Origin of the sequence: Vibrio comitans (assembly GCA_024346835.1) — a bacterium.
Lineage (GTDB): Bacteria > Pseudomonadota > Gammaproteobacteria > Enterobacterales > Vibrionaceae > Vibrio > Vibrio comitans.
This window is the reverse complement of the sequence record AP024866.1, coordinates 2063954-2078398: the sequence shown is the minus strand read 5'-3', so window position 1 is coordinate 2078398 and position 14445 is coordinate 2063954. Positions and strand designations below refer to the sequence as shown.

Sequence of the window (14445 nt, the reverse complement as noted above, 5' to 3'; positions counted from 1 at the left end):
CTGCTTTATAACATTTCAATATAGTGAAAGCACGAATTCATCCATTTATAATATCTACAAAATGGTTTACAACCAACTGATTTAATAGAACTAAATGTGATTATTTGCTGAATTCCTAACGAGGATGGGTGCTAGCGAATATATGACTATGTAGAGCGATTCGCCACTCCGCTTTTATAACCACATTACAAGCATCAATAAATCTAAGTCAAAACTTGTTTTTATAAACGAACTGTCGGACTCCTGAAGCTCATTTATTGGCAGATTCGAGTTTATACCCCTCCTCATTTCGCACAAGCAGTTTACTACAAACAGTTTTTATGCAATAAGATCTATAACTCAATTACTTACATACATTTTTCGAGGTTTGTAGTGGCTTATTACTGGGTCAATCTTGGGGTTTCATACAAAGAGGTGCGAGACTTCAAGTTTCTTTGGGCGCCTTCTCATACTTATACAGCTTCTGGAGAAAAGACGGTTAAGGCTGGTTGGGGTCACGTACCTAACATCAAGAAAGACGATGTCATTATTTGTCATGAAAACAAGCGAATCATATACGTTGCCCAGGCATTAGACGACGCTTATCCAGCTCCTAGGCCAGAAAGCAGAACGTACGATGAGTGGAAGAAAAGCGGCAACAAGGTCGACGTCAACCTTATTGTATTGGAGCGCCCCGTTTCAACCGATGAGTTTAAACATCACATCATCGAACGTTTTAACGATCAATGTGAACCAAAGCTTTTCACGGTGGATGGAAATGCGACACAGAATTATATGGTTACTATACCTGAGAGTGTCGCGAGCATTGTACTGTCGAGCATCGACAGTGCTAACTTGGATCTACTCAAGCAACCCTCTAAGTCTTCAAGCGGCACAAAACGCAGAAAGAAGCGCAAAGCAATCAAAGGCGGTATTCGTAGCGCTCGCTCCAACGCGCGTATTGGGCAAGGAGCATTTAGAGATGAAGTGCTCGATATCTGGAACAATACTTGCCCCGTTACGAAAGTTGCACTCCCTGAGCTGCTGATAGCTTCTCATATCGTTTCTTGGGTACTAAGCGATGATGATGAAAAGGTCGATGGCTACAACGGTTTCCCTTTCGTACCCAACGTCGACAAATTGTTTGATAAAGGGCTCATTTCCTTTGCAGATGACGGTTTACTTTTAATAAGCCCACACCTATCAGTTGCAACCCTCAATGCCCTAGGTATTCACGAAGATACGAAGATTGCAGGGCTTACTGAAGAACACGCCTTCTACCTAGCAAAACACAGAAATACATACGGTTTTTAGGAAAAAACCCATACTGTTGGCGCTTTTTTCCTAGTTACTACAATGGTTTGCATCTGTAGTGGATTAACAAATTTGGTCACATAGTTAGAGTCCTAAGCATGACGAAAAGTAAGTCAAATCATGTTTTGCTGAAAGAGCTTTTAATCGCTCGAAGCACACTATGGGGCAAAAATGAGTCAGCGATGATCGTGCTAGCACACTTATGGACAAAGACGTGTCAGTGATTCTTCTAATTTAGCTATCATCGAATAACTTTTGGTATCACAAAACGCAGAACGGCACCGCTATCCCAGGTGTCACCCGTAAAAGGTTCTGGACATAAACGTTCATCCTCGATCTGTAGTATCAAATTCATTTTATTCGGGATTCATCACAAAAGTATGCGATATCTTATTCATCCCCGAATTACTTTTGTTCCTAAGTTTCTTCGGGGAAAAACTCTCATTGATTGCTTCACATGACCTTTGCCCTACTATGACTATCACCAATTAGCTTGGTAGTCTGTCACGAACTATTTTTGCCGTCTTTCTCTCGGTAAGCTGTTATTTATAACTAATTTTTATTTTGTTAACCCAATTTTAATCTGTTTTTTAACTGGTATATCTTACACATATTAAAATTTGGCCTAGCTAGACAAAATATAATATCAAGGCGTAAATTTAGGTACGTTGATAGCAGGAGTGTTCTATGTTTCATTTACACCCAAAACACTGGTTGTTGATTTTGTTTTCGACACTATTGCTAGGCTGTTCAGACATCGAGACGAAACTAAATACCATGCTTCCTCCGATAGAAGTCACTCAACAACAGGCCGAAGGACTCCTTCACGCTCAGGCGACTCTTGAGAGCATCGATGAGGTGGACGCACTACTATCCATTGAAAGCAAAGTATTGATTGCAGAAGCGACTAAGATGCTTGAAGAAAAATACCCGGAGCTGCTAGAGCCAAAACTTTATTTCCGCGATCAAGCTGCATTCATTAGCACAAAGTTTGAGATAGCAGTCAACGATACCTTGTTAGAAGGTGAGATGGTTGGTGGTGCAAGTGTTAAGTTCGACAATAAAAAAATGTCCATACTGCCAGCATTCGAATTCATTCATGTCGACCAGGTGAGAAATGGTCCATGGTATACGAACTCAGCATTTCTCAACTTAGCAAATGAAGCGTTGCGAAACTATCTAGATAATGCGAATAGTCTCCTAACTAAGCACCCTGATCTTCATATTCCAGTAGATTTAAACATCTATCAAACACTTAATCTTGATACCATGCTTAAAGACAATCCATCCTTTAAAGAGATGAAAGGTCACGCCATATCTCCTAGAGGCCAAGCAAATGTCGAGATCCACATCTCAAGTTTGGTGCCATACATACAGAAAGATGAAATACGCCTAGCACTTGATATCGGAACAGGTAAGCAAGTGAAAACGAAAAAGTCAGAACTGAATACAACGACCTCCACAAGGCTTGATAATGCTGGAATAGAAAGACTCGTTTCGGAATTTGAGAGAGCATTTTCAAAGAAAGCGGGACACCTTCTAAGATCTGAGCCAAGTAAGATCTCTCTTGGCTTTTCAAACAGTTTTATCTCCAAATTGGTTAGTGAAGTATTTTCAAGTGTGGAACTGTGTCTAACAGATGAGATTAATCAGGCACCATCTATCATAAAACCCACTGATATCAAACCTTTCAAAAACATACCTGTGTTAGATTGCACCCCTACGCGTGATTGTACCTTTTCAGACAGTCATTGCAGCTACACACGAGACCGGCGTGATTGTAATAAGTGCCTATCATATCGTCCTTGGGGAGGCTGTTGGCTTCGAGGTAATGACCCTGTATGCGAAGCTGCCAAGGTGGCAGTAAATACCGCTATGGAGATTGAAGCTACTGCTTGTAGACTGGAAGTCGGTAAGAGAAAACTGGGTTGTGAGACAATAAAGTCTCTTGACAAAATAGGATGTGAAGCGAACAAAGAATGGCTAAATGCGGTTCGTAGAATAGGGAAAGTTGGAGATATAAAAGGGGATCTCAAGTACTCTGGAGCTAGCAGTGTTTGCGTAAATAAAATTGATCTTAACCAAAGCCTAGACAAGGCGATAGTAGATATCAGAGTGAGCAGTAATCTGAAAACTAATGGAAACTTGACATTTCGCCCTCACGACGTTGGGTATGTTATTGCTTGTATCACCCCATGGACAAGAAAGTTCAGAACTTCAGTCGTTATCCCTAACCAATCTATAAGCATTCCGGGTGAGGTTAGCTACAGTGAACATGAAAATGTTCTTAATTTGACAATAGAAACATCACCCACAAAAATGGACTTTGTCATTGTTCCGTCACCGGTTAGAACCATATTCGACCAGAACCCTGATTTAAATGTACTCTGTCCTGCATTGGGTGTCGCTAACATCGTTGAAAATCTTCTATCAAAATTGGGGCACGGCTCAGAGGACCCAGCGTTTACTGGTGAGTTTGAAGAAGAAATTCCAGCAGATACTAAGATCGTCACCTTCAACCCGCAACGAATGAAAATCGGTAATACGGAAATGACCGGAAGAGTCGTTAAAGAGAAGAACGGCTTATTTATAATCGTGAATGATTGATAAAGTGGCCCGAGCTTTGTGTAGACGCCTAGACTAAGCGTAATTAACACTTTTGATTTAGGGACGGATAGGCGTTGCCATATCTGAGGTATAATCTAATAACAACCACATTTAGTTTACTAGGAACTCGAAATGAGAATCAGGTTCTATTCTAAATTTTCTGCAACAATGTTGTTGGTATGCGTTTTGGTGGGTGGGGTGGTTGTTGCCGGTGGAGAAGATATGCCATCCCCTCATTTAGCTGAAAGTTGCCTCCCACATACTACATCAGGCATTAGAAAGTCTTTACATCCTGACAAGCCAACTTCCTGTTATCTAGTTGTGATGACATGTAATTACTGTACGTACGATGAAAATGGATACTTTACAGGTGTAGAGTGGGAAGTTTGTGGCATTTGCGTTGGATTAAGCTTTTAAATATGCGATTGCGTCCTAGTTTTCTTGACACATAATTGTTACTAGATTGTTTCCGCGCAAAAATTACCCCGCAATATTTTAAGTTCGCAATATCGCTGACTAGGTTCCGTCTTGAACCGAGCTATTCTTTAAGGTTCTCTGAATAATTATGCGAATGTAAACTACGACTCTGCCCCCAATTTTCACAAACCAGGGTTTACGTACATCACTTCTAAGCGAATTGACATTAGAAAATGTACATCGAAATTCAGAGCTAAGCTACATACTGAATATTTACGTTAACTCGGAAAGGGGCACAAACGTGCTGGCACGCCTCTATACATTTCTGAGTTTGTCTAAAGCCCGCAGTAACGAAAACGCAGCTTTGTCCAAAAACTGCCTGTCACTTGTTAAATGAGTAAAAGACAAATTAGCTCGCAAGCCACCAATTCACTATCTACATGTCAAATAAGCAAAGTCAGCGACAATTTGGTGTATATCAGTGGGTATCACTTCAACTAAAAGGTGAACACATTGCATCAACACGGTCATGTTTAGCCGAACTGATATGCATTACATTCACTGCAACAGATAATTATAGTTATAAATACGAAAATCGCTCTCAGAACACTCGAAACAAGAGCAAGCAGAGTACTGCACAAAATAGAGCTTTGAGCTTCACAAATTACACCTTCGATGGCGCTTGATTGACGAAAACGGCCGCTATTACGTTGGAGCAACTCAGTGGAACAAAGCGCTAAGGTGCAGTCAATATGTCAACTAAGAATTCAACCACTGCATGAACACTTAGGTTACCAATCAAATCCACAGGGACTTCAAAAAATGAAGAGCATTAAAAATGTAATTCTAGCTATTATAATAGCTAGTTCGCTATCAGCATGTGCCATGAAAGACGAGCAATTAGTAAACGACCTACACGTGGTAAAGGTTGGAGCGGAAGCGTCGCAGGATGAGGTATATAGCGCAGTGGTTCAGTGTGTACTCGATAATGTGAATCCACCAATGTCAGGACAATTATTCACGTACGAAAGCGAGAAAAACCATGCTTTAGCTTTCGTATACAGCTTTAAGTCAGACACTTGGAACTCACCACTAATTGGTCCTATCGCTTGGGATAGCCGCGCAACGATTCGTTTAAATAAAGAAGAACTACAAGCGCAAGGCGTACAGGTTTGGGTTAAGCCTTCGCAATACGACTCTGGGGGTTGGAGGGAAGGAAATAACCGAATTAAGAACCGCCAATACAGTAAAGTAAATAGCATGCTAGAGACTATCGGCAACTGCGTACCTACATACCTGTAAGCATGTTTCTACCAAACACACTGAGTACAAAAAATACAAACACTAATGGAATCGTTTTGGCAAAGGCGAGTTAGTGCTAGTCTAGCCAACACCCTCTGGATATTTCCGTGTTACGATTTCTGGTGAATGTCGGACTTTCAGATTAACTTTGCTAGGGCAAAAAGAAAGAGCTGATCCCGAACATTTTCTTTGTTGAAAAGTGTTCTTTGAAATGGTCAATGTGCATGATTCTCTCCTTGAAAAAGGAGTACAAGGTCACAGCTAAGTGTGATCGTCAAATCGATCGTAATGTTGATTGAAAAACGTTCACGATCTCCCCCTGGTAATTCGTGTAAATGTACTTCTGACCGACCTCTATCATCTGACTTCGCCAAGCCATCAAATGATAGATAATTATCAAAGGTCGTCAGTTGATGGCTCTGACAGACTTCTCATTTTTATCGGGAATACTGGTTATTCCAATCTCCATTCGTTCACATTATATACTGCCGTACCACCTTTAATCATCGAGAAACCTGTGAGCACAAAAAAAATTATACAAATTAATGACTTAACAAAAAACATTGAGAAGCTTGAGAAAGCAAACAACAAGCACGGTACTATTTCTACTGTCGCGTTTATTGCAGGGATTATTCTCGCTATTAAAGGCATGTGGTTATTTGCAGGGATAGCTGGTTTCGTCTTCTTACTTTATGTGTTCTGCTCAGTAATGCTTCAAAACGCTATAGATAGAGATAGAGATAGAAAATATCAGTTGCTCAATGAACTCGATGATTGAATTAGAACAAGAACAAACGGGGTCAGGTCTTGCTTTTTGCATAGGAGAGATCTTAAAAAGCAAAATGAAAGACCTGACCCTGTAATTTTTGGTTTTCCAGATGTTCTAATTTAATAACAACCGCTTGGGGGGTAAAAGCAACTACAGGTTCTCCTTTAGCTTTTACAAAAGAATAAATGCTTTTATTTTAGCTACCTACGTGGGTGCTTGACTAGCTGATTGGATGATATGGACACCTACGATATATTAGTGAAGTTTAGGGAAACCGCTCCTAAGTATTTTGATCGACTAAACTCCCCAAACTCATTTCGGGGCAGGACTTTGTTAGCCGACCCTTTGGCTTAGCGCACTTTTTGGTGGAGGTATCTTACATTGTCCTGAATTACACTGTGAGTGAGCATCCGAAATCAGGTTCAGGTACAAACATAACTAAGCTCAAGCCCTTGGTTTAGCTTAGTTATGTTTCATGGGTTAGGGCTTTCGCTGGCATTTTTCAATGATACCGTTATCGGGTGCTTAAAAGTGAGTACGGACAGTTCACTCAGAGGAGGCTTTATGCCTACATTAAATAAGTTAACCCTAACCCTGCTCGTAGAGACTGACTTTAGTCAGTTGAACGATGCTCCCCTTCGACTAGTGCCGATTGAGGCACCTGTTTACGACATTCCGTCACCCGATCTGCTACTGACTCTTTGCGCTAAAGGTATGACTGATGTGGCAATGAATCGAATGCATAAGTATTTCGACACTAGCAATATGCGCATAGTCGTCGACAACAATGGCATTGTCGAACATTGGCAGTTGATTGCGCTTTGCAGTAACAATGTCGGACACACTGGTATTTTGCTAAAGCTCATTGGTACTGAGCGAGCACAAAAACGCTCTGCTCGATAGTAAGGTAGTTAGGCGCCAGTTGAGTGGTCGGCGCTTTAACGATTTTCGTTTCCGCCCTTGTGGTTCAAGGCTAATAACAAATAACGTTATCCGTTAGATAACGAAAAACGTTATTTAGGATGAGGCACTCTCCCCGGTAAGTTGGCTTTGCTGTAGAACGTGCACAACACCGAGTATTTCTCTTTTCTTACCGTCTGCGTTTCTTGTTTAGTTCTCTCCCAATAACCAATGAATTGTCGTCGACCGACACGAGATATCTCCTGATTGAGGTTGGGTTCGTGGGCGAAGATGTCTTCATAGATAGCAACCAGTCGATTGACCTGTTTACGACGAAATGGAATGCCCTTTTTAAGGTAAGGGGCCATGATAGTGATTATCTGCCTGTATGTGTTTTGCTTCATCATCAGTTCTCCGATTGTTATGAGAACTATGGCCTTCTAATTGTGGAGCTTAATGATGTTCCTCCTAGTCACTGGAGGAACATACGGTCTTGACGTGGAATTAGCCTAAGTAGGCATTGGTGATATCAACGCGATGATGCCCTAAACGCTCAGAGAGCTCTAAACGAACCGCTTTATCCAGTGCCTTGGCGTCTACTAGTGATAGAGAAAGGGTTTGAGCAATGTAATGGTGATGGGCTTGGCCGTGTTTAATCCCTGCAACCACGGGAGGCGCAACCCCTGCTTTTCGAGTGTAATAGTCACACGCAAAAAATTTACGTTCACCATGGGAGCGGTAGGCCTCATCAATGGCTTTCACTTCTCGCCATGCACGAGTTTGAAAGGCTTTCAGCTTCTCTGCTTCAGGCGTGGCATTGTCATGACCCGTTTGAGTTTGAAGTGCTTGACCTAGTTCTAGCGCAGCAACTTGAGCTTGATTATCAATCGTGAAGGTTCGATCTTGCCCGCCCTTTGTTCCTCGGGATACCGTGACCTTTCCAGTCTCTTGGTATTCCAGCAATGCTTTCTTGCAATCAAGTAGTGCTGCTTCTCGAAAGCGTAGTCCTAATTGGCGTTGAAGTGTTGCAACGACGGCGACCTCCTGACTGACTTGGGAGACAATGGCATCATGCTGCTCTTGTAAAATGGAGTGGTTTACAGTGGCAATGCCTGATTTAGGCGGAAACTGTAGGTCGTTCGCCGCGCTGACTTTCAGCTTGTCGTCACCTCTGGCCTGGGCCAAGCACACATTGACGTGCGATATATAATCTTTCGCCGAAGAGGCCGTAAAAGCAGCATCGGATTCAAAACGCTCTCTTAAATACCCTCCATAAAGCTCAACATGCACCTTCTCGACCTTGTTGAGTCGCTTGACTTCCGTATGCTCTTTTATGAACGCTACAAAGTCGCGCAGTGCAGGCAACCTTGCTTGATGAGTGTTGTTCTTCACACCATCAAGCTGTTCAAGAGAAGCATTAATCAATGCTTTATCCATTTGTCTAGCACCCAATCCAAAGTTGGGCTTAGTAAAGTCTCGCAATCCTTTCGGAAGATGTCCATTATACAATGTTTTCATAACCTGTCCCTTGTTGTTGATAACATAGCTTTTGAATGCGCAGAAGAGTTTCACTTCTGTATCGATAAATGAAATCGCCTTTTTGGGGTTGATGTGCTTCTTCACTTTGGAGTCGGTGGGCTTATTGCATCCTCACATCTAAAATGACAGCTCCCTTCTACTTTAAGGGCGGAGGGCGTGTTGCATCCTCTGTCGATAGGTACGCTGTTGGCATCAGCAAGCGGTATGTTGCAACCTTACCTATGTTCGCTATGTAAATAATGTTGTTCCGATTTCGTCTTTGCCCATACTCACTTGGAGGCAGTGGAGATAGAACGCCAAGCTTGTGCTACTTCTATCCGTACCAAGTAATTGCGGTAACGGCATCACCGAAATCGGGGTATTTCTCTGTTTCGGAGTTCACGTTACGTGAAAACTTCCGATAACTTTTTAACTTTGAAAACCGGAGTTCCCGTAATTGCAGGGCTCCGAATCAATTCTGCTCTCCGTCTAATTTCACTTTCGTAAATTAGACGGAGTGATTGAGTACGTGCGTACTGTATTGAGTTATAGGTATCGCTCGCACTGAGGTGCTCGCTGTCAATATCCTGCTCAGTCTCTTTCGAGATGAGCCTCTATTGATGCGTCGTATAGATGGATGAGTCCTTACTTGTCGTTAGACGCGGGCCTTTTTAGGCGAGTGGTAACCCCTTGGGGTTGTGCTTACTGTAGGGTAGGTATTCGCGTATAAATACGGAGTGCGGCTTTATTTTTGTTGAAATAATCCCTCTAACTGTAGCGAAAATACTTAGCCTAGAAGAGCACTTTGTTCTCTATCAGGAGCATGACAAAAGCATTGATATAACGTGAGGCGTTTTCCAGAAGATGGCTATGCAGCAACAGTGCCCCCAAAGAGCTGTGCATACTGTTCTTATTAAAGGAGGGCGAGTTATGTATATAAGACTTCGTTGTCAAGTCTGCGGCAACCGAGAGGAATGGTTTATCGGAGAAAGTATTTGTATTTGCATCTGTGGCAATATTATCTTTTTTGCCTAAGATTTTATGCTCTACTGAGCTAAGGTACAGTAGACATCAAATCACCTTGATATGTAGGGCATATCTGCCACATCTTTTAACCAAAATGACCGCATATCAGCTATACAATGAAAAGGACGTCCTTCTATGAGACTGTACTCAGCTCTAATCATTTCCATGTTAGTAGTTCTGCCTAGCTATGCAGCCAATCATACGAATGATTCCTTTAGCAAAGCGAAAAAGATGTTAGAGCGAGACGTGTACAACACTCATAGAGTTACACTGTATTGCGGCGCTACCTTCGATAGTAAGAAAAACATCACACCTCCAGAGGGCTTTGAAACCACAAAATACGTTAAACGAGCCAAGAAAGTGGAGTGGGAGCACGTTGTGCCGGCAGAGAACTTTGGCCGGGCATTCAGTGAATGGCGCGAAGGCCATAAAGAGTGTGTAAACAGTAAGGGAAAAAGCTTTAAGGGACGACGGTGTGCTGAAAAGATGAATACCGAGTATCGCTATATGCAATCTGATATGTTCAATCTGTATCCAGCAATTGGTGCTGTAAATGCCCTACGGCAGAACTATAACTTCACTATGCTGCCTGATGTTAAAAGTGATTTTGGAAGTTGCGAAATGAAAATAGATAGCCAAAAAGCGGAGCCACCTAAAGAGGCAAGAGGCCGCATCGCTCGCACTTATCTTTATATGGAGTCGAACTATCCAAAGTACAGCATGAGCGGTCAACAACGACAGTTGATGTCCGCATGGGATAAGCAATACCCAGTGAACTCATGGGAGTGCCAGCGCGCAACGTTGATTGCTGAATTACAAGGAAATGAAAATGAAATTGTAAAGATTCGATGTGAAGCATCAGGCTATGACTGAGCTCTGTCCCAGAAGTCCACACCGGTCAATGAGTTGTTTCGATAGCCTACTCTAGGAGAAGCAGCAAACATCATACTCAATCTAGAGTGAAGATGGCCTATCGCACAAACATAAAGGAATCACGCAAAACTTCAATATAAGAGCTTAAGCCTTTTTGCCACATCTTAGGTGTTTTCTTCTCGTGGTAAGAGACAATTAACTTTTTGGTGGGACGACTAAGAGCGACATAGAGTAATCTTTGGCTTTCTCTATAGCGAGCATCCCTCTCTTCGTTACTTGTATCATCTGGTACCCATGGAGGGAATCTGTCATTTGTAACTTGTGGCAAGATGACAGTTTCAAACTCCAAGCCTTTTGCGCGGTGTATTGTACTAACAATCAATTTATGTTTTGTCTTATCAATTAAGTCTGCTTCCTTTAAGGTAAACAACCGCTCAACTGACGCTTTTCTTTCATTGGTTAAGTCATTCAATAACCCATGATAGTTGTTCTTATCTAGCCAAGGTATGAGTTTTTCTGTAGCTTCATCGATGATTTCCATCGTAACAGAATAGTCATACCAATCTGCCTTTTTGCTAATATACCCAAGCCATGTTTCTAATGCATCAGAAAGGGACAACTCCCCTTTAATAGTCTCGCTATCCATCAAGTTTTCTATTTCAGACCATGTACTTCGCAATGCATTTGTTAAAGCCTGATCAGAATCTATAATTTCGTCTAAAGACTCTAGCTTTGGTGTGATGACACCGATTAAGAAAGTTAATAGCTCGGCGGTAGCTTTAACATCATCTAATGCGTTGTGGCTATTTACTCCTTTCAGACTAAATTCATTGAGAAGATCTGCCAATTTATAGCTTTTCAATTTAGGAAAGTGCTGGCGTGTGAGTAAAAGCGTGTCTAGTTGTGTATTTTGTCTAAACTGGGCATATGCGTTCAGTAGATGGAAATTACTACTTTCACTGTTGATATTCATTTTTAACATTGTTTCATCAAATGTTAAATTATGTGCTACGACTGCACAATCGCCTACAAAACTGAAGAAATCCGCGAGAACTTCATTTAAAGATTGTCCCTTTAGAACCTGTTCTTTCTTTATCTTGTGAATATCTTGGCTTTCTTCGAACTGTTTTCTTAGAGTGTCATCAGACTCAATATCTATTGATACATAGCGGTCAAATACATCCACCACCACGCCGTTTATTACTTTGACAGCAGCAATTTGTACGATCTTAGATTCAAGAAAGTTTAATCCGGTGGTTTCAGTATCGTAGACGACAACACCTTCTCCATGAAACTTCGTCACGAGATCTTTGACGTTGTATTGAAACACGTTGGATAATTTAGAGGATGCACATTCTTCTTTAAGGTTAGCCGTTTGAAGTATGTCCTTCACCGAAAAACCTTTTACTTGAAGTTTGTTGACCAGTTTTATGCAGTCATGCTTTGTTGAGTTTTTCAATACTGGTTTACTTCGAGCAAACCGGTAAATGAGACGCCACCAGTCTCGATTTGTTGCGACGCCTTGATAAGCCTTCAAGACACTAAGCCAATCTTGGATTTGCTTTCTTTGCATTAGATCATACTGACTAACCCTAAAAAACTTCATGTTTTTTTGTGTTAAGAATTGGCAGTAAGATTCTGTTGCATTATTCGTCGAAAAGAGCAATCCGACTTCATTTCTTGATGCGTCTTGTAAAATTCGGTCAACAATATGCACGATGTCGTGGGCTTCTGCGACATCATCAGGAAAACTTAAAAGCAGGGTGGATTGAGAATCAGAAAGTTCACTGTTACTTGAGAACCCGGGTAGATTCCAGTTTTTTTGTCTATAAGCACTTAATACATCAACAATGTGTTTATCTGAGCGAAAATTAGATTTCATTTCGTGTGTGGTGAAAGCGTGTGTACGAGAACGAAGGTGTTCTAAATCAGCCCCTAAGAACCCATAGATGGATTGGAATGAGTCGCCTACACAGAAAACGTGACTAGATTCGTCACTTATAGCATCTAAAATCTCCCATTGTATAGGGGATAGATCTTGAACCTCATCTATTTGTATATAGCTTTTTTTTGTCTTATTTTTTATTATTTGCTGTAACCCAAGGCACAAGATATCGTCATAGTCCCAACTTCCGCTGTTTACTTTAAGTTCATTAAAACGTAAAAAAATACGCAATAAATAATCCATTATATCTGCATTGGATGTAGGCGTATTATTCATTAAGCAGGGTGTGTTGCTTACTAGTGATGTGATACTTTCTAAGCAACGCTTATAAAATTCATCGCCAATTTTAGAGTCTTCAAAACTCGTAAGAACAGATATATCCAAGTAAGAGTCGAAGAATAATTTATTGAAATTATACTTACCTGAAGATTTATTGGAAATGTTAATGTTAGATGCCAAATTGGTAATGTATTTGTTGAGCTTTATTGGAGTGTTTAACTCTATACTTTCTATAGCTGCATCCAATAGCACCGTTCTATATTCATCATCCAATATTCCAAATCTTTTTTCTTTAAAGGATAGATAGCGACTACTTCTTATTTGTTGAAGACAGAAAGAATGAAAGTTGCCAATGAAAGGTTTCCGGTCGCCCAATAAACTACTTGCTCGATTCTGCATTTCTTCAGCTGCTCGAGTAGTAAAAGTAAGGCAAACAATGTCTGAGTCATCTTGATGTCGGGTGAGAGCATGACGCAAACGTTGAGTTAATATCGTTGTTTTTCCTGAACCTGGGGGAGCCTCCAGAAAGTGACGCCCAGAGTCTATTGAGATAAGACTTTCTTGTTCTTGACTTAGTCTAGGGAGATTATTTTTATTCTCCTTTGAAGTAAATTCACTTATCGCATCGGTGAGTTCATCGGTGATTTTTTTGTTATCGAGTGACACCTTATCTTTTTCAATCTTGAGTGTATTTAACTTATCTTCAAAAAACCGTATATCATTTATTATAGATTTTTTCATAGAAGATAATCTATGTATTTCACTTTTCTTAATACTTAATGATGATTCTGTATTATTTATGTTCTCTATTTTTTCTTGTAACTGCTTTTCTTTTTCCTTAATGCGTGATAACTCTTGTATCTTTACTCTTAAATCATTTTCATAGATGGAAAAACGTCTTTTTAATAATCTGTTCTCATCCTTAAGTTTTGATATTTTTATCGAAAGTGCATTGTTAACATTAACTTGGTCTGCCAAAGAGTCTATTTTTTCTTCATCACTAGTTCGAAAATTTCCCTGATCTGCACTACCTATGAGATCCGTTGAAAATGCTTCAACAATTATGTCTTTTTTATAAAACTTGGATAACAAATAGTCATGTAGGAGCTTTGCTTCTTTAAACAGCGTTCGAATATCGCCATCCGACCAATGACTTGGTTCGTAGTGACTTCCCCGATTCCCTAACTTTCTAATTCTTTCAGCTGCATTTACGACGTGCGGTGCTCGATTTGTTGACTGAAACTCCCATATCATTTGGGCCAACTCAGTTTTTTTGGGGCCATTCAAACTGTTGTTGCTTGTCAATATTGACATCACACCTTCGCAATAAATTCGAATTGCGGTGGGTACAAATTCATAGTGGCCTTCAGCATACAATCGTTCAGCTCTAGTAATGGCGTGATAGAGCTTATCGGGCGCGACGCTTTGAAGTTGATGAAAATTAGACTTCATTATGTTCTCAGAAAGGGTAGACAATATAAAAGGAATCTTCACATGAATATAGAAGAGCTGAATG

At 40.8% G+C, this 14445-nt stretch carries 9 protein-coding genes; 6 read left to right on the top strand and 3 right to left on the bottom strand.

Features of this window, described 5'->3' with window-relative positions; all coding sequences use genetic code 11:
• Positions 1 to 372 precede the first annotated feature (372 nt).
• The 5 genes from OCU46_RS09490 (at position 373) to OCU46_RS09470 (ending at position 7291) form a co-directional block, all read left to right on the top strand.
• Positions 373 to 1293 (top strand): HNH endonuclease, encoded by a 921-nt coding sequence (locus OCU46_RS09490; protein ID WP_141268738.1) that lies wholly within the window; start codon positions 373 to 375, stop codon positions 1291 to 1293.
• Positions 1294 to 1980: 687 nt separating this feature from the next.
• On the top strand, positions 1981 to 3900 hold the full coding sequence (locus tag OCU46_RS09485) for a hypothetical protein (RefSeq protein ID WP_141268736.1): 1920 nt from the start codon (positions 1981 to 1983) through the stop codon (positions 3898 to 3900).
• 1239 nt (positions 3901 to 5139) lie between these two features.
• Positions 5140 to 5619: a hypothetical protein gene (locus OCU46_RS09480; protein WP_141268734.1), complete on the top strand. Its 480-nt coding sequence runs from the start codon at positions 5140 to 5142 to the stop codon at positions 5617 to 5619.
• Between the two features lie 517 nt (positions 5620 to 6136).
• Positions 6137 to 6397 carry a hypothetical protein gene (locus OCU46_RS09475; protein ID WP_141268732.1) on the top strand — a complete coding sequence of 87 codons (261 nt, stop codon included), beginning with the start codon at positions 6137 to 6139 and terminating at the stop codon, positions 6395 to 6397.
• 555 nt (positions 6398 to 6952) lie between these two features.
• Positions 6953 to 7291 (top strand): hypothetical protein, encoded by a 339-nt coding sequence (locus tag OCU46_RS09470; RefSeq protein ID WP_141268730.1) that lies wholly within the window; start codon positions 6953 to 6955, stop codon positions 7289 to 7291.
• A 110-nt stretch (positions 7292 to 7401) separates the two neighbouring features.
• Here OCU46_RS09470 and OCU46_RS09465 read toward each other — a convergent pair whose 3' ends face one another.
• Both OCU46_RS09465 and OCU46_RS09460 read right to left on the bottom strand, forming a co-directional pair.
• Positions 7402 to 7695, bottom strand: a complete 294-nt coding sequence (locus OCU46_RS09465; protein ID WP_307722291.1) for a hypothetical protein — start codon at positions 7693 to 7695, stop codon at positions 7402 to 7404.
• A 97-nt stretch (positions 7696 to 7792) separates the two neighbouring features.
• Positions 7793 to 8806 (bottom strand): integrase domain-containing protein, encoded by a 1014-nt coding sequence (locus OCU46_RS09460; RefSeq protein ID WP_141268728.1) that lies wholly within the window; start codon positions 8804 to 8806, stop codon positions 7793 to 7795.
• A gap of 1161 nt (positions 8807 to 9967) precedes the next feature.
• Here OCU46_RS09460 and OCU46_RS09455 point away from each other — a divergent pair.
• Entirely contained in the window at positions 9968 to 10705 is a 738-nt protein-coding gene (locus tag OCU46_RS09455) for an endonuclease (RefSeq protein ID WP_141268726.1), read from the top strand.
• A gap of 97 nt (positions 10706 to 10802) precedes the next feature.
• Here OCU46_RS09455 and OCU46_RS09450 read toward each other — a convergent pair whose 3' ends face one another.
• Positions 10803 to 14381, bottom strand: a complete 3579-nt coding sequence (locus tag OCU46_RS09450; RefSeq protein WP_167495322.1) for a UvrD-helicase domain-containing protein — start codon at positions 14379 to 14381, stop codon at positions 10803 to 10805.
• Positions 14382 to 14445 lie beyond the last annotated feature (64 nt).